12 protein-coding genes are annotated in these 16,772 nt (G+C 70.2%); all 12 read right to left on the reverse strand.

The features are described from left to right. Nucleotides 1-4 precede the first annotated feature (4 nt). The 12 genes from JI751_RS02385 to JI751_RS02440 all read right to left on the reverse strand — a co-directional run bounded on the left by JI751_RS02385 (nt 5) and on the right by JI751_RS02440 (nt 16,711). Nucleotides 5-1,537 (reverse strand): Re/Si-specific NAD(P)(+) transhydrogenase subunit alpha, encoded by a 1,533-nt coding sequence (locus tag JI751_RS02385; protein ID WP_201932976.1) that lies wholly within the window; start codon nt 1,535-1,537, stop codon nt 5-7. A gap of 157 nt (nt 1,538-1,694) precedes the next feature. After that, nucleotides 1,695-5,882 (reverse strand): family 78 glycoside hydrolase catalytic domain, encoded by a 4,188-nt coding sequence (locus tag JI751_RS02390; protein WP_201932985.1) that lies wholly within the window; start codon nt 5,880-5,882, stop codon nt 1,695-1,697. A gap of 669 nt (nt 5,883-6,551) precedes the next feature. Next, entirely contained in the window at nt 6,552-7,217 is a 666-nt protein-coding gene (locus tag JI751_RS21685) for a response regulator transcription factor (RefSeq protein ID WP_201932988.1), read from the reverse strand. After that, entirely contained in the window at nt 7,214-8,329 is a 1,116-nt protein-coding gene (locus JI751_RS02400) for a sensor histidine kinase (protein ID WP_201932991.1), read from the reverse strand. The genes JI751_RS21685 and JI751_RS02400 overlap by 4 nt, the downstream gene beginning before the upstream one ends. Before the next feature lie 100 nt (nt 8,330-8,429). Next, nucleotides 8,430-9,014, reverse strand: a complete 585-nt coding sequence (locus JI751_RS02405; protein WP_201932996.1) for a LutC/YkgG family protein — start codon at nt 9,012-9,014, stop codon at nt 8,430-8,432. Next, on the reverse strand, nt 9,011-10,504 hold the full coding sequence (locus JI751_RS02410; protein WP_201932999.1) for a lactate utilization protein B: 1,494 nt from the start codon (nt 10,502-10,504) through the stop codon (nt 9,011-9,013). Before JI751_RS02410 ends, JI751_RS02405 begins: the two co-directional genes overlap by 4 nt. Then, entirely contained in the window at nt 10,501-11,322 is an 822-nt protein-coding gene (locus JI751_RS02415) for a (Fe-S)-binding protein (protein ID WP_201933002.1), read from the reverse strand. Before JI751_RS02415 ends, JI751_RS02410 begins: the two co-directional genes overlap by 4 nt. Before the next feature lie 37 nt (nt 11,323-11,359). Continuing rightward, the gene (locus JI751_RS02420) at nt 11,360-11,584 is read right to left on the reverse strand and encodes a LuxR C-terminal-related transcriptional regulator (RefSeq protein WP_201933003.1); all 225 of its coding nucleotides are present in this window, start codon (nt 11,582-11,584) and stop codon (nt 11,360-11,362) included. A 2-nt stretch (nt 11,585-11,586) separates the two neighbouring features. Next, complete coding sequence (locus JI751_RS02425) at nt 11,587-13,074, reverse strand: rhamnulokinase (RefSeq protein WP_201933004.1); 1,488 nt, start codon at nt 13,072-13,074, stop codon at nt 11,587-11,589. Further along, complete coding sequence (locus JI751_RS02430; protein WP_201933005.1) at nt 13,071-15,113, reverse strand: bifunctional aldolase/short-chain dehydrogenase; 2,043 nt, start codon at nt 15,111-15,113, stop codon at nt 13,071-13,073. The genes JI751_RS02425 and JI751_RS02430 overlap by 4 nt, the downstream gene beginning before the upstream one ends. A gap of 33 nt (nt 15,114-15,146) precedes the next feature. Next, nucleotides 15,147-16,328, reverse strand: coding sequence for an L-rhamnose isomerase (gene rhaI / locus JI751_RS02435; RefSeq protein WP_201933006.1), 1,182 nt, complete (start codon nt 16,326-16,328; stop codon nt 15,147-15,149). Further along, on the reverse strand, nt 16,325-16,711 hold the full coding sequence (locus JI751_RS02440; protein ID WP_201933007.1) for an L-rhamnose mutarotase: 387 nt from the start codon (nt 16,709-16,711) through the stop codon (nt 16,325-16,327). Before JI751_RS02440 ends, rhaI begins: the two co-directional genes overlap by 4 nt. Between the last annotated feature and the right edge of the window lie 61 nt (nt 16,712-16,772).

The raw sequence follows: 16,772 nt of genomic DNA on the forward strand, positions 1-16,772 counted from the left end.
CGGCTCAGCCCTTCTGGAACATGTTGAGCATCCGCCGGGTGACCATGAAGCCACCGAAGACGTTGATGCTGGCGAGCAGGATGGCCACCCCGGCGATCACCTGGACGACGGGCTGGTCGATCGGCGCCTGGAGGATCGCACCGACGACGATGATCCCGCTGATGGCGTTGGTGACGCTCATGAGCGGGGTGTGCAGCGCGTGGTGGACGTTGCCGATCACGTAGAAGCCGATGACGACGGCGAGCACGAAGACCGTGAGGCTCGGCAGGAAGTAGGCCGGCGAGAGGGTCGCGAGCGCGAGGAAGACCACGGCGGCGAGCCCGACGGCGTACGCCCTCCGGCGGGGGTCGGGCGGGGCGGTCGGCGCCTTCTCGACCGGGAGCACCGCGGTCTGCTCCGCCGTCGGCGCGGCGGAGACCTGCACGGGCGGCGGCGGCCACATGACCTCGCCGTCGCGCGTCACCGAGATGCCGCGCTGGATGACGTCGTCCATGTCGAGCGTGAGCTGGCCGTCCTTCTCGGGGGTCAGCAGCTTGAGGAGGTTGACGATGTTGGTGCCGTAGAGCTGGCTGGTCTGGGCGGCGAGCCGGCCGGCGAGGTCGGTGTAGCCGAGGACGGTGACGCCGTTGTCGGTGACGACCCGCTCGTCCTTGACCGTCGCCGCGACGTTGCCGCCGTTGGCCGCCGCCATGTCGACCACGACCGAGCCCGGCTGCATGGCCGCGACCGTGTCGGCCGTGACCAGCAGCGGCGCGGGACGGCCGGGGATCAGCGCGGTGGTGATGACGATGTCGGCGGCGCGCGCCTCCTCGTCGTACATCGCGGCGGTGGCGGCCTCCTGCTCGGCGGTCATCTCCTTGGCGTAGCCGTCGGAGCTGACCTCCTGCTCCATGTCGACGGTGACGAACTGTGCGCCCATCGACTCGACCTGCTCTGCCACCTCGGGGCGTACGTCGAACGCGCGGACGATCGCACCCAGCGAACCAGCCGCACCGATGGCGGCGAGGCCGGCGACTCCCGCACCGACGACGAAGACGCGGGCCGGCGGCACCTTGCCGGCCGCGGTGACCTGGCCGGTGAAGAGCCGGCCGAACTCGTGGGCCGCCTCGATCACCGCGCGGTAGCCCGCGACGTTGGCCATGCTCGAGAGGACGTCCATCGACTGTGCACGCGAGATGCGGGGGACGGCGTCCATAGCGAGGGCGGTGACGCCGGCGGCGCCGAGCTTCTCGACGAGCTCGGGGCTGCGGGCGGGCGCCAGCAGCGCGACGACGGTGGCGCCGCGACGCAGCAGCCCGATCTCGTCGTCGGTGGGCGCATTGACCTTGACGACGACGTCGCTCGACCACACTTCGGTGCTCGTGCCGATGTCGATGCCGGCCTCGATGAAGGCGGAGTCCGGCTGGTCGGCAGCCGCACCCGCGCCCTGCTCCACCACCACGTCGTAGCCGAGCGCGGCGAGCTGCGCCGCCGTCTTCGGGGTGGCCGCGACGAGGGTCTCGCCGGGTCGTGACTCGCGCGGGATGCCGATGCGCACTGCTGCCTCCTGGGTGGGGGCTCCGACCGGATCGAGCCGGAGCGGCGTGCGGGCCGCGCACAACGTACCGAACTGGAAGGCCCTCTCACTGGAATGACCACAGGGGGCCACGCCCGCACGGCGTGGCCCCCTGCTCGGAGCGGCTCAGGAACCTCCCTTACGCCGCTTTCCTCCTCACCACGCGGACGGTGGCCCGGACGATGACCTCGCCCTTGCGGTCCAGCACCCGCAGCACCGTCTTGCCGGAGAGGCTCATGGGCACCCCGCGCTTCACCGAGAAGCGGCCGTCGGCCACCTTCGCGGTGCCGAGCTTCTTGCCGCCCAGGGTGATGCTCACCTTGTTCACCGACAGGTCACGCCCGCGGATCCGGAGCTTCGCACCGGCCCGCACCTTGTCCTTGACCCGCACCTTCGGCGCCACGTCCGGGGTCGGCGGGACCGTCGTCGGCGGGACCGTCGTCGGCGGGACCGTGGTCGGCGGGGCCGTGGTCGGCGGGACCGTGGTCGGCGGCGGGTCGGTCGGCTCGTAGGCCTTGTCGACGGTGAACCGGTAGGTCCCCGACCCGACCTCGAAGACGATCGCGTCGTTCTCGGGACCGACGAGCGTCACACCGGGTGCGGACGCCGCGGGGCTCGGTGTACCGGTGCCACTCTCGGTGATCGCCTCTGCGACCTCGGCCGGTACGTGCACCCGTGCCGTGGTGTTGGCCGGGATCGTCACGTCCATGACCAGCTCGTCCTCGGTGTCCTTCCAGCTCGACTTGATCAGGCCGTGGAGGGACTCGTGCTCGGCAGCGACCTCGTTGACGCCGTACTCGGATCCGATGAGCGGCCGGACGGTGATCTCCTTGAAGCCGGGAGCGGCCTGCTTGATGCCGGCGAGCTCCTCGTAGAACCACTGCCCGATCGAGCCTTGGAACTGGTGGTTGCGGGTCCGGGTGGAGGCCTCCCAGTACTCACCGACGCCGGTGTAGCCCAGCCCGATGTGGTAGCCGTACGACGGGTAGGTCGTCTGCTGTGCCACTGAGAAGAGCGCCTCCTTGGCGTGCGGCACGCCGAGGTGTGCGGCCTCGGTCAGCACTGGCCACATCCACCGCATCCCCACGAACCCGATCATCATGTGACCAGAGCGGGTGACAGCGACGTCGCGGGCGAGCTTCTCCATGAGGGCCTCGCGGTTCTGCTCCTCGACGAGCCCGAAGCCGATGGCCCAGGCCTGGAATCCCTGCCGAAGCTCCTGCGTCGGGTTCTCGGCGTAGAAGCCGCGCTCCTCATCCCACCAGCGCTTGTTGAAGTCGGCGCGGATGTTCTCGAAGAGCTCGTCGTAGCGAGCGGCGTCGGCAAGGTAGGACTCGTCCCCCGTGTCCTCAGCGAGGAGCCGTGCCATGTCGGCCGTGAGCTTGACGATGTACGCCGTGAACGCCGTCCCCGACGCCGCCTGCAGACCACCGACGTTGAGGTTCGTGCCCTCCGCCGCATTGCCGTCTGCGCCGGTAACGAAGGCCCAGTCACCCAGGTGGGTGCTCAGCGTCCAGTCGTCCGAACCGTCACGGACGAACCACCCGCCAGGGCCCTGACCGTAGGGCTTGCCGCCCTGGATCCAGTCGTCCAGGTAGCGGATCATCGAGGGGTAGGCCGTCTTCACGCCCGTGAGGTCGTCGTAGCGGTTGTAGTTCTCCCACGGGAGGACCATCAGGTAGGCGTCCCAAATCGGAGTGGCGCCGTTGCCCGAGCTCTTGAACACGTTGAGCGAGGGGCTCGTGCCGCACGGAACATAGGAGACCGTCGGGTCGGTGGCGCTCGGCGAGCAGTACCCGTAGCCCTGCGCGCCGGGGATCAGCAATCCGACCTGGCCGTCCTCCCACTGCGACTCAGTGGCGTCTCGCGAGAGCTTCTGCAGGTTCCGCTGGATGTCGAAGATGTTCGCCACCGTGGGCAGGATGATCTGGGCGTCACCCGTCCAGCCGTCCTTCTCGTAGGTCGGCGTGTCCATCGAGTAGCCGTTGATCCAGTCGGCCGACACCGAGCCGCGGACGTTGGCGTAGATCTTGTTGAGCAGGTCCACGTTGGTCTCGAAGGTGCCGACCTCGTCGAACGCCGTGCGGACCTCCTGGACCGACTTCACGTCCACCTTGACGTTGTCAGGCAGCTTGGCGCCACCGTTCCCGTCGATCTGCACCCACTGGAAGCCTGCGAAGTTCCAGTTCATCTGGAAGATCTCGGGGTTGGCCTCGGTGCCGGTGCCGTCGGAGACGTAGTAGCCCTGCTGAAGGCTGCCGGGAGGAGCGAGTGCACCGTCCTGACCGGTGCCCGGGACGTTCGGGTCGTCGATGCTCAGGTCGTCGTTGCGACGCTCGATGTACTGGACGCGGATGACCTGACCGGGCTCGGCGCCCCACACGGCGATCTTGGCCCAGCCGATGCGCTGCCGCTCGGTGTCGAAGGCAAGAGCCCCCTCCGGCGTGCGCCAGCTGTAGAAGGGACCCTCGTGCTCGGCCACCAGCTCGGTGGGTTCGTTGATCATGGAGATCACGTCACCTTGGGGGCCGTCGATGAAGCGCGTGTTGCTCCATCCCGCGGCGTTGTACGCCGCGGTGTTCCACCCCGGGATGACCTTGCGTGCGTCGTAGGTCTCGCCGTTGTCGAAGTCGTTGTAGCGAGTCGGACCGTCGATGCTCGTCTTCCACGAGTCGTCGGACTTCACCAGCTGCTCTGTCCCGTCCGCGTACGTCAGCCACAGGTCGGCACGCAGAGTCTCCTGCGCGCGCCACTGCGCGGTCTCGAAGCGGTGGTTGCTGGGGACCGACTCCGAGTTGTAGCGACCGGCGCCGATCTCGCTGGCGAGCACGTTCGGGGTGGCCGCCGAGGGAGCCTGCTGGATCAGGGCGGTGACGTCGTCCGTCGTGTACTGCACGCTGTCCTGGTAGTCGGTGAAGCCGGGGTTCAGGTGACCGGCGGGCTGCGTCTTCTTGCCGTTGATCGACGGCTCGCTGAAGCCGAGGCCGGACGAGTAGAGACGCGCCTTGACGATCTTGCCGTGGGCCGACTGGGCAGGCACCTGGAAGGTCTTGCGCATGAGGAAGGTCGGCCGGATGGGCTTGCAGACGCCCGCATTGGGAGAGTTGCCGACGGGACGGCAGACATCGCCGTTCCCGGCACGCCGCACCGTGACGCCTTCGTCACGGGCGGCGGTGAGCGGCGTGTCGATGCCCACCCCCGACCCGGGCGCGAAGGCGGTCGCGCCCTGCGCGCCGGCAGCCGCCAGAGCGGTCACCCCGACCCCCGACCCCAGGCCGCGGGCCGCGACGCCGGAGGCGAACGCGGTGCCCACCGCCGCGTCAAGGGTGATGCCAGTGCCGGTGGCTCCCGCGGTGCCGACGGTGACTGCGGTCCGGATGACAGCGGTGTCTCCGGAGCCGATCAGGACCGGCTGCCCGGCGGTGAAGCCGCCGGCGTTGTTGACCTTGATGTTGGTGTCACTGGCAGCGACATCGGCGACGAGAGTGCGGCTGGCGTTCCCCGCCGCTGTGCCCACGCTGGTGATCGTCACGGTCGACGAGCCCACCCGCAGCTCGCTTCCGACCGCCAGGCCGGTCACGGAGTTCAGGTAGATCCGCTCGGTGCCGCTCGCGGCCGGGGCGGCCAAGGTGGTGCGCACGGCCGCAGTGCCGACGCTCTGGACCGTGACGCTCTGGGCGCCGGCGCCGAGCCCGACGTTGACCTGCTGGCCGACCGTGAAGCCGTTGACGTTCGTGACCTTCAGGTTCGTGGCGCCCGCAGCGGCCGCCGCTGCCAGCGTCGTGTCAGGGAGCAGAGCGACATCGTCGGCCTGGCCCTCCGCGGTAGTCCCGGTCGCCGTGGAGCGAGGTGCGCCGGCGATCCAGCTGCCCTTCCACTCGCCCGCATCGAGGTAGGCCGTCTCGAACCAGGTCGGCTCGGACCAGACTGTCTCACCGGGCACCCACGACTTGACGCTCCAGTAGTAGCGAGTGCGGGACTTCAACGAGGGACCGGTGTACTCGACGACGGTCGAGTCCGAGTCCACCTTGCCGGAGTCCCAGACGTTGCCTTGCCCGTTCTGCGCACGAGCAGCGGTGGTCGCCACGACGATCCGATACGCGGTCTGCATCGTGCCGCGCTCATCGGAGTCGATGTTCCACGACAGCATCGGCGTGGGGTCGTCGAGCCCCAGCGCCTGTGGGGTCGCGTTGGTCTCGAGCTTCACCAGCCCGGCGTCGGACGTCACCGCCTGCGCCGAGAGTGCGGGGAGGACGGCAGCCGTCGACCCCAACGCCAGGGAGAGCCCCAGCGCCGCCACCAGTCCGGTGGTCTTCTTCCTCTTCATGTGAACCCTTTCGAGTGCGGGTAGGGGTCATCGCATCGGCCGATGACGAAGGGCAGGCCGGACCGGGTGCGCTGGCCGCGCCCGGGATCTCGTCCCTGGTGCCGGTCTCCGATCGCGGGCGAACGTAGGGCCCAGAAGTGACGGCGGTCACAACGTACGAAGACGACACACGAACCGTCAATGAAACGTTGCAGAGTTGACTGGTTTCGGCCAGCGCGGCAGAGCCGACTACTCAGATGAGGCCGCGGCGGACCGCGAGGACGATCATCTGCACGGTGGACTGGACGGTCCACTGCTCGCGGAGGAGGGCCAGCTTGCGTCGAAGGGTGCTCTCGGACACGTTGCAACACATCGCTGCCTCGGTGACGGACTTGCCTCGAGACAAGGCAGCCAGGATGTTCAGCGTGGTCCGGTCAGGGACGGTGCGAGCGTCTCTCACAGAGTTCACGGTGGCTCCTCGAGTCGGCTTGTGACGTTTCAAGACCGGACGGCTCGTCACGTCGGAAGTACAACCCGCCTCGGCCGCTGCCGCGTCAGCCCGTCGCTGCAATTACGCCTACTGCACCCGCAGTAGTGCGCCCGGTCTCGCGCAGCTCGTAGCTGTCATCCCCGGCACGCGCGGCCTCGGACCTACCGGCGTTCGTGAGCGGGCAGAGCCTGCCTGCTGGTTCAGCGGTAGTGCGGGGTGACGAGGCCGGTCTCGAAAGCGAGCACCACGAGCTGGGCTCGGTCGTGGCGCGCGACCTTGGCCATGGTGCGGTTGATGTGGGTCTTGACCGTGAGGACGGAGATGCCGAGACGCTCGGCGATGGCCTGGTTGGTGTTCCCCTCTGCCACCAGCCGCAGGATGTCCACCTCGCGGGGCGTGAGGGAATGCAGGTCCGGGTGGAGTCGTCCAGGCGTTGTCGACCCGGCGTAACGGTCCAGGAGGTTCCTCGTCGCGCGCGGCGTGAGCAACCCCTCACCGCGGTGCACCGTCCGGATGGCCTCGAGGATCACCTCGGGCTCGGCTCCCTTTCCCACGAATCCGGCCGCCCCGCTGCGGACCCCGCGTACCACGTAGTCGGCGTCGTCCTCGAAGGTCGTCAGGATCAGCACGCGCGCGCCTGGCCGATCAGCATCTTGCGTGATGAGGTGGGTGGCCTCGATACCGTCCATGACCGGCATCCGGATGTCCATGACGACGACGTCGGGGTCCAGCTCGCGCGTCTTCCGGACCGCCTCCACGCCGTTCTGGGCCGTGCCTGCCAGGGTCATGTCGGACTCGCGCGTCACCAGGTCGGCGACTGCGTTGCGGATGAGCTGCTGGTCGTCGACCACGAGGACGTCGATCACAGCTCCTGGCCTTTCTCCGGCACCTGGGCGGTCAGGACGAAGAGCCCATTGCTGCGCGACACGTGCAGCTGCCCCCCGGTCGCGCTCACCCGTTCCCGCATGCCCTGGATGCCGAAGCCTTCGACGACGTGGGACGTGTCGTCACCCGCCCCGTTGACGACCCGCACGGACCACGCGTGTGCCAGACGTTCGAGCCTGACGGTGACTGGTGCCTCGTGGTTGCCGTGCTTGTAGGCGTTGGTCAGCCCCTCTCGAATGACGAGGTAGGGCACGGCGTCGACGGTGCGCGCGCTCGCTGCCGTCGGCTGAACCTTCAGGTTCACCGCCGGCAGGAGGGTGCTGAACTCCTTCACCAGCTGGCGCAGGTCGTCGATGTCGTACCGCTGCTCGCGTTCGTCCCAGTCTCCCTCCCGTAGTCCGCTGAGCAGCTCGCCGATCGAGGCGATGACCGCCCTGCCTGCCTCCCGGACCGTGACGAGTGCCCGCGTGGCGTCCTCCGGTTGCTCGGGCAGTGCCTGGGATGCGACGGCGGCGTTCAGGTTCATCACCGCTATCTGATGGGCCACGGAGTCGTGCAGATCGCGCGCGACGCGCAGTCGTTCCTCCGCCCGGAGCTTGCGCGCCTCGGCTTCGCGAGACCGCTCGGCCGCGTCGGCCCTCGCCTGGAGGGCCGCCACCGTTGCCCGACGCGACCGGGCAGCGGCGCCGAGGGCGGCGGGCAGGAGGGCAGACATCCCAGCCACCATTACGAACGCATGGCCCCACCACCAGCCCAGGCTCCAGGACATGAAGACCATCTGCGCGAAGAACGCCGCCGCGACGACGAACCCCCAGGCTCGGCGGGGGCCGTGGGCCGCGACCATGAAGGTGCAGATCATGAACGCGACGTGGATGCCCACACCTCCTAGGGCATGCCAGTGCTCGAGAGCATCCAGGGTCGCCGTCGCAGCGAGCGCGGGAAGCGGGAACAGCCGGGAGCCAACGGTCGCCGCGGCCGCGAGGAAGATGAAGAGCTCGCTGGCGGCTTGGGGCTGAATGATCGTCCACCTCTCGCCCTCAGCGATCCTGGCGAACGTGCCTGCCAGCACCAGCAGGCCGAGCAGGAAGTCCACGGCACGCAGCGATCCGCGCCGGCTGGTGAGCAACGCGCGCAGGGAGGCGCGCGCCCTTGCGTGCTGGTGTGGTTCCACCGTCACAGCCGCACCACCTGCCTCAGCCCACCAGCACCACGTGCAGCGTCCGTGGCCCGTGCACGCCCTCGACCCGGTCGAGCTCGATGTCGCTGGTGGCAGACGGTCCGCTGATCCAGGTGAGGGGACGCGCGGGGTCGAGGAGCGCGATCGCGTCGGGCACGTCAGCGACGACCTGGACGGCGTCGACGATGCAGACGTGCAGGTCGGGGACGAGGCTGATCGCGCGTCGGCCCTGGTCAGGCTGGTGATCCATGACGATCGTGCCCGTCTCGGCGATGCCCACCGCAGCCCGGGTGACGACCGCGTCGATGGCGTCGAGCTCGACCGCGGTCAGGCCGTCGTCGACGAGGGAGCCGACGACCTCGAGGTCGAGCCCGGGAGGTACGACGCTGCTGCGGCCGTCGAGCGCGTCGGCCACTGCACCGCCCAGCCCGGCTGCGGTGCAGCGGGTGACGACGGCGCGGTAGTCCTCGACGCGCTCGACGAAGAGCGCGACCAGGTCGCCCCGGTCGGGAGCACGGGGGGCCGGAGGCACCTCCACCGCGGGGGACACGCCGTCCAGTGCCTCGCGGACACGCCGGAGGATGTCGTCGCGGGCGCTCATGAGTGGCCCCCCTCTGACTGGCCTCCGCCGGTCCTGTCCCACCACGCCCGGAAGGACTCCTCCGGCGGCGCGGGCAGGTCGCGCGCCCCGGTCCAGCCGGCGCCGGGCCCGGGCAGTCGGCCGGCGGCGGCGCGTCCGCCGGGGAGCGTCGTGCGACCGAAGCGGCGCAGGACCCGGCCACCGAGGCCGGACGCCTTCTCGGCCCACGCGAGCCGACGCGAGTCGGAGAACGCCCACGCCGCGGCCTTCATCGCGACCGCTTCGGCCTTGGGCACGCGGTCGTCGCGGTGCGAGTCGACGACCGCCGCCCGCTGGTCGACGAGCACGGACGGGATGTCGATCCGGACCGGACAGACCTCGAAGCACGCGCCGCACAGCGAGGAGGCGTACGGCAGCGAGGCCGTCTGCTCGTCCTCCACCCCGCGCAGGAGCGGGTTGAGGATCGCGCCGATCGGGCCGGGATAGACCGAGCCGTAGGCGTGGCCGCCGGTGCGCTCGTAGACCGGGCAGACGTTGAGGCAGGCCGAGCAGCGGATGCATCGCAGCGCCTGGCGTCCGACGTCGTCGGCGAGCGCGCGGGTGCGGCCGTTGTCGAGCAGGACGACGTGCACCTCCTGCGGGCCGTCGCCGGGGGTCACCCCCGACCAGGTCGAGGTATAGGGGTTCATCCGCTCGCCGGTCGAGGAGCGGGGTAGCAGACGCAGCATCGGGTCGAGGTCGGACCAGGTGGCGACCACCTTCTCGATGCCGACGACGCTGATCAGGACCTCGGGCAGCGTCAGGCACATGCGGCCGTTGCCCTCGGACTCGACGACCACCAGCGTGCCGCTGTCGGCGACGGCGAAGTTGGCGCCGCTCACCGCGACCTTTGCGCCCAGGAACTTCTCGCGCAGGTGCTCGCGTGCCGCACCGGCGAGCGCGGTCGGATCGTCAGTGAGACCCCCGGGCGCGGCGCGGCCGACGTCGCCCATGCGTCGTCTGAAGATCTCGCGGATCTCCGCCCGGTTGCGGTGGATAGCCGGCACCAGGATGTGGGAGGGGAGGTCGTCGCCGAGCTGCACGATGAGCTCGGCCAGGTCGGTCTCCCACGCCGCGATGCCCTCGGCCTCGAGCGCCTCGTTGAGGCCGATCTCGGCGGTGGCCATCGACTTCACCTTGACCACCTCGTCGACGCCGTGGGCATGGGTGATGCGCGCGACGATCGCGCAGGCCTCCTCGGCATCGCGGGCCCAGTGGACCGTCGCGCCGGCCCGGGTCAGCGATGCCTCCAGTGTCTCGAGGTGGGTGGCCAGGTCGCGCAGTGCGGCCTCCTTGACTCCTGCCCCGGCGAGCCTCAGGTCCTCCCAGTCCTCGACCTCGGCGACGACTGCGGCTCTCTTCTCGCGGATGGTGTGGGTGGCGTGGGCCATGTTGCGGCGGAGCTGGGTGTCGCCCAACGCCGCCCGCGCGGCCGTCGGGAAGGCGGGCATGCCGACGAAGGTGGCGCTCATCGGAAGTCTCCCTCGTCGCCCTGGTCTCGTGACGGTCGCTGCGCGACCTCCTCGACCAGCGGGTTGTCAGGCTCCGGGTCGCCTGCCGACTCCTCGGTGGAGGCGAGGATCTCGGCGAGGTGCATGACGCGTACGCCGGCCCGCTGGCGCGAGAGCATCCCGCCGATGTGCATGAGGCAGGAGTTGTCACCGGCCACCAGCACCTCGGCGCCGGTGTCGCGGACGTGGCGCGCCTTGTCCGCGCCCATCGCGACGGACGTGTCGGCGTTCTTGAGGGCGAAGGTGCCGCCGAACCCGCAGCACTCATTCGCCTGCGGCAGGTCGACGAGCGTGATGCCGCGGACGGCCTCGAGCAGGCGCTGCGGCCGGTCCCCCACGCCGAGCATCCGCAGGCTGTGGCAGGTCGGGTGGTAGGTCACCCGGTGCGGGAAGTGGGCACCGACGTCGGTCACCCCGAGCACGTCGACGAGGAACTCCGACAGCTCGTAGGTCTTCGGTCCTGTCTCGGCGACGGCCGCGACGAGGGCGGGATCACCGGAGCGTTCGGCGACGATCGAGTGCTGGTGGCGGGCCGACCCGGCGCACGAGCCCGACGGCGTCACGATCGCGTCGTAGCCCGCGAAGGCGTCGACGAACGTCCGCACCACGGGCACCGCCTCGTCGAGGTACCCCGTGTTGACCATCGGCTGGCCGCAGCAGGTCTGCGCCCCCGGAAAGTCGACGTCGACCCCGAGCCGGCGCAGGAGCCGCACGACGGCCTTCCCGGTGTCGGGGAACATCGCGTCGTTCACGCACGTGACCTGGAGGGCGACCCTCACGTCCCTGGTCCTTTCGTCTCATCCATCGTGGTCCCGCTCAGAACAGTCCGTGCCGCACGGCCCACACGATCGCCTCGATCGTGGTCTCGCACCCCACCTTGTCGCACGCGCTCCGCGCCTTGCGGCGCACGGTGCGCTCGGACACCTCCAGCTTGCGGGCCACGACGTCGATGGTGTCACCCTCCGCCATCAGGCGCAGGACGTAGATCTCCACCGCCGTGAGCCGGTCGTGCGCCGCCTCTCGCTCCTCGGTGGCACCCATGTCTAACCCGCGGGTTCCCGACCGACCCGTCCGTCGGCTGCGTCCCAGTCGAGGCCGGGGCGCGGGTCGTGACGTCGTACGTCGTGCGTCTCGCGGACGAGGGCACGCATCGCTGCGAGGTCGGGCAGGTCGGCGCCGAGGGCACGTGCCTGCACCAGCGCGTTGCCGAGGGCCGCAGCCTCGCCGGGACCGGCCAGGACGGGTACGCCGAGCGCGTCCGCGGTGAGCTGGCAGAGCAGGTGGTTGTGGGAGCCGCCACCCACGACGTGGACGACCTCGAGGTCGCGACCGGCCAGCCGAGCGGCGGTCCGCAGGTGGCGGCGGTAGGCGAGCGCGAGGCTGTCGAGGACGCACCGGGTGATCTCGCCGGGGGTCTGCGGGAGCGGCTCCCCAGCAGCGCGAGCGAGCCCGACGACGCGCTCCGGCATCGGGTCCGTCGCGCTGCCGGGCCCGAGCAGCGAGGGGTGGTTGATGTCCACGACGGTGCGCAGTGGCGCGGCGGTGCTGGCGCCGGCGAGCAGGGACGCGAGGTCGGTCGCCGGGGTGCCGCGGTCCTGCCAGGCCCGTAGGCACTCCGAGAGCACCCAGAGACCCATCACGTTCTTGAGGAAGCGGACGGTCCCGTCGACCCCACCCTCGTTGGTGAAGTCGGCGCGGCGAGCGTCCTCGGTCAGCACGGGGCCGTCGAGCTCGAGTCCGACGAGCGACCATGTCCCGGAGGAGATGTAGCCGAAGGACGATCCGGACTCGGCGGGGACGGCCACCACGGCGGAGGCGGTGTCGTGCGACCCGACTGCGACGACGGGTACCTCCGGAGCCAGCCCGAGGTCGGCGGCGACCTCCGGCCGTAGCGGACCCACCACGCTCCCTGCGTCACGCAGCGGCGGGAGGATCGACCACGGCAGCTCGAGCCGCCGCGCCAGGTCGCTCGACCACTCGCCGGTCGTCACGTCGAGCAGACCGGTGGTGGAGGCGTTGGTGCGCTCGGCTCCGATCTCGCCGGTCAGCCAGTAGCCGAGCAGGTCGGGCAGCAGGAGCAGCGTGTGGGCGGACTCGAGAGCCGCGGTGCCGCGGGCGGCGACGAGCTGGAAGACGGTGGTGAACGGCAGCTGCTGCAGGCCGTTGACGGCGTACTGCTCCTGCACGTCCACCGTCTTCGCCACCACCTCGGGGACGTCACGTGTGCGCGGGTCACGGTGGCTGTGGGGGTTGCCGAGCAGCTCGCCGTCGCGGTCCAACAGGCCGTAGTCGACGGCCCACGAGTCGATCCCGATGCCGTCCAACTGGCCGGTGCGCGCGACCTCGGCGATGCCCGAGAGCACCTCGCGGTGGATGCCGAGGACGTCCCAGAACAGCGAGCCACCCACAGGCACACCGCCGTTGGGGAACCGGTGCACCTCCTTCAGGGAGAGGTGCCCAGGTCCCACGCGCGCGGCCATGACGCGACCGCTGGTCGCCCCGAGGTCGACGGCCGCGACGCGCAGGGTCATCGCAGGAAGGCGGCGGCCACGCCGGCGTCGACGGGGATGTGCAGGCCGGTCGTGTGGCTGAGCTCGTCGGAACAGAGGACGAAGACGGCGTTGGCGATGTTGTCCGGCAGCACTTCGCGCTTGAGGATCGTGCGCTGGGCGTAGAACTTGCCGAGGTCCTGCTCCTCCACGCCGTAGACCGCGGCGCGGTTCGCTCCCCACCCGGAGGCGAAGATGCCGGAGCCCTGCACGACGCCGTCGGGGTTGACGCCGTTGACCTTGATGCCGTGCTCGCCGAGCTCGGCGGCCAGCAGCCGCACCTGGTGGGCCTGGTCGGCCTTGGCGGCGCCGTAGGCGACGTTGTTGGGGCCGGCGAAGATGGAGTTCTTCGAGGAGATGTAGACGATGTCGCCACCGATCCCCTGGTCGATCATCGCCTTCGCCGCCGCCTGCGCGACCAGGAACGAGCCCTTGGCCATCACGTCGTGCTGGAGGTCCCAGTCCTTCTCGGTGGTGTCGAGCAGCGAGCGAGACAGCGACAGGCCGGCGTTGTTGACCACGAGGTCGACGCCACCGAAGGCGAGGACGGTCGCGTCCACCGCGGCCTGCACGGCGGCCGCGTCGGAGACGTCGACCTGCACGCCCACCGCGACGTCGCTCGATCCGATCCCGGCCGCTGCGGACTGTGCCTTCTCCAGCGACAGGTCGGCGATGACGACGCACGCGCCCTCGGACGCGAGCTTCTTCGCCGTGGCGAGGCCGATGCCCGAGGCGGCGCCGGTGACCAGCGCGACCCGGGACGCGAGCGGCTTCGGCTTCGGCATCCGCTGGAGCTTGGCCTCCTCGAGCGCCCAGTACTCGATCCGGAACTTCTCCGACTCGTCGATCGGGGCGTACGTCGACAGGCCCTCCGCGCCGCGCATCACGTTGATCGCGTTGACGTAGAACTCGCCGGCGACGCGGGCGGTCTGCTTGTCCTTGCCGTAGCTGAACATCCCGACGCCGGGCACCAGGATGATCAGCGGGTCGGCACCGCGCATCGCCGGGCTGTCCTGGGAGGCGTTGCGGTCGTAGTACGCCGCGTAGTCGGCGCGGTAGGCCTCGTGCAGCTCGGCGACGCGCTCACGCACCTTGTCCATCGACGCACCCGGCGCGACGTCGAGCACCATCGGCTTGACCTTGGTCCGCAGGAAGTGGTCGGGGCACGACGTGCCGAGCTCGGCCAGGCGCGGCATGTTCCTGGAGGCGAGGAAGTCGAGGACGACCCTGTCGTCGGTGAAGTGGCCGACCATGGGGCGGTCCTGCGACGCGACGCCGCGCAGCAGCGGCGCCACCTCAGCAGCCCGGGCGCGGCGCCTGGCCGGCGGCAGCGGCTCGTACTTCTTCACGCGGGCACCGAAGGGCAGCTTCTTCGAGTGCTGCTTGATGTAGCGCTCGGCGGTGCGGATGATCCAGAGCGAGTTCTTCTCCGCCTTGGCGCTCGTGTCGCCCCATGCGGTGATGCCGTGGCCGCCGAGGATGCAGCCGATCGCCTGCGGGTTGGCCTCCTTGATGGCCGCGATGTCGAGGCCGAGCTGGAAGCCGGGTCGACGCCACGGCACCCACACGACCTTGTCGCCGAAGGCCTCCTTGGTCAGCTGCTCGCCGTCGGCGGCCGTCGCGATCGCGATCCCGGAGTCGGGGTGGAGGTGGTCGACGTGCGCGGCGTCGACGAGTCCGTGCATCGCGGTGTCGATCGACGGAGCAGCGCCGCCCTTGCCGTGCAGGCAGTAGTCGAACGCCGCGACCATCTCGTCCTCGCGCTCGACGCCGGGGTAGACGTCGACCAACGTGCGCATCCGGTCGAGCCGCAGCACCGCCAGGCCTCCCGGCGCCAGGGTGCCGAGGTCGCCGCCGGAGCCCTTGACCCAGAGCAGCTCGACGTCCTCGCCGGTGACGGGGTCGGTCTCGGTGCCCTTGGCGGAGGTGTTGCCGCCGGCGTAGTTGGTGTTCTTCGGGTCGGCGCCCAGCCGGTTCGAGCGCTCGACGAGCTCGGCGACGGTGGGGTTGAGGTCACTCACGGTGAGGGTTCCTTCGTCTTCGGGAGGGGGAGGTCAGTTCCAGCCGGCCTGCGAGCCGCCGACGCGGTCCGCCTCGATCTGCTGCTGGTAGCCGGACGCGAGGTAGGCGCGCATCGGGTCGGCGGGGAGGCCTTGCTCCTCGCGCCACGCCGCCAGGTCACGGCGTACGTCGGTGTAGAAGGCGTCCATGAAGATCTCGTTGGCGAGGAGCACGTCGCCGTCGCTGCGCGCCTCGTCGAGGGCGTCGGTGTCGAGGAGCAGCGCCCGGGCCGTCATCTCCTGCACGTTGAGCACGGAGCGGATCTGGCCCGGCACCTTGGCCTCGATGTTGTGGCACTGGTCGAGCATCAGCGCGACGTCGTTGGGCGTGCCGTCGGCCTTGGCCCCGAAGCCGCCGCCACGGATGACCTCGACCATGATCCGGAACAGCTGGTAGGGGTCGGCCGCTCCGACGATCAGGTCGTCGTCGGCGTAGAAGCGGCTGTTGAAGTCGAACGAGCCGAGCTTCCCGAGCCGCAGCAGCTGCGCGACGATGAACTCGATGTTGGTGCCGGGGGCGTGGTGGCCGGTGTCGAGGCACACCATGGCGCGGTCGCCGAGGGCGGCCACGTGGACGTACGACGTTCCCCAGTCCGGGACGTCCGTGTGGTAGAACGCCGGCTCGAAGAACTTGTACTCGAGCACGAGCCGCTGCTCCTCGGAGAGCGCGTCGTAGATCGTGCGGAGGCTCTCGGCCAGGCGGTCCTGGCGCCCGCGCATGTCGCCCTGCCCGGGGTAGTTGGTGCCTTCGGCGAGCCAGATCTTCAGGTCGCGTGAGCCCGTCTCGTGCATCACGTCGATGCAGGCGAGGTGGTGGTCGATCGCCTTCTGCCGGATGCGCGCGTCGGTGTGGGTGAGCGCGCCGAGCTTGTAGTCGTCGTCCTGGAAGGTGTTGGAGTTGATGGTGCCGAGCGCGACGCCCTGCTCCTTGGCGTACGTCGCCAGGGCGGCGAAGTCGTCGACCTGGTCCCACGGGATGTGGAGCGCCACCGTCGGCGCGAGGCCGGTGAAGCGGTGGACGGCGGCGGCGTCGGCGATCTTCTCCTCGACGGTGCGGGGGGTGCCCGCGGAGCCGAAGACCTTGAAACGGGTGCCGGAGTTGCCATAGGCCCAGGAGGGCACCTCGATGGCGAGGTCGCCGAGCCGGTCGCTGATGGCGGAGAAGCTGGTGGTCATGACGGGTCCTGGCCTGTGGGAGCGGGAGGGTCTGTGTGCGGTGCGGGGTCGAGCGCAGCGAGCTGGTCCTCGAGGTGGAAGACCTCGTCCAGCTGCCGGAAGCCCTGGTCGGGCGGCAGGTCGAGCTCCTCGAAGAACTCGGCCATCTCCGCCTGCCAGCGGGCGTTGACGTCGGTGCGGGCCATCCCGGCCTGTGCGGCGGCCAGGTCGTCGGTCACGAGGTAGCCGACCAGGAGGCCGTCGTCTCGCAGGAAGAGGGAGTAGTCGTGCCAGCCGGTGTCATGGAGGGCGCGGAGCATCTCGGGCCACACGCTCGCGTGGCGCTCGGCGTACTCGGCCATCCGGTCCTGGCGGACCTGCAGGGTGAAGCAGACGCGGGGCATCGCACTCTCCTCGCTGGTCGGTGGTGTTCCCGGGGCCGGCGACCGGCTGGGGGCCGACGGC

Origin of the sequence: Nocardioides baculatus (genome assembly GCF_016735675.1) — a bacterium.
Classification (GTDB): Bacteria; Actinomycetota; Actinomycetes; order Propionibacteriales; family Nocardioidaceae; genus Nocardioides; species Nocardioides baculatus.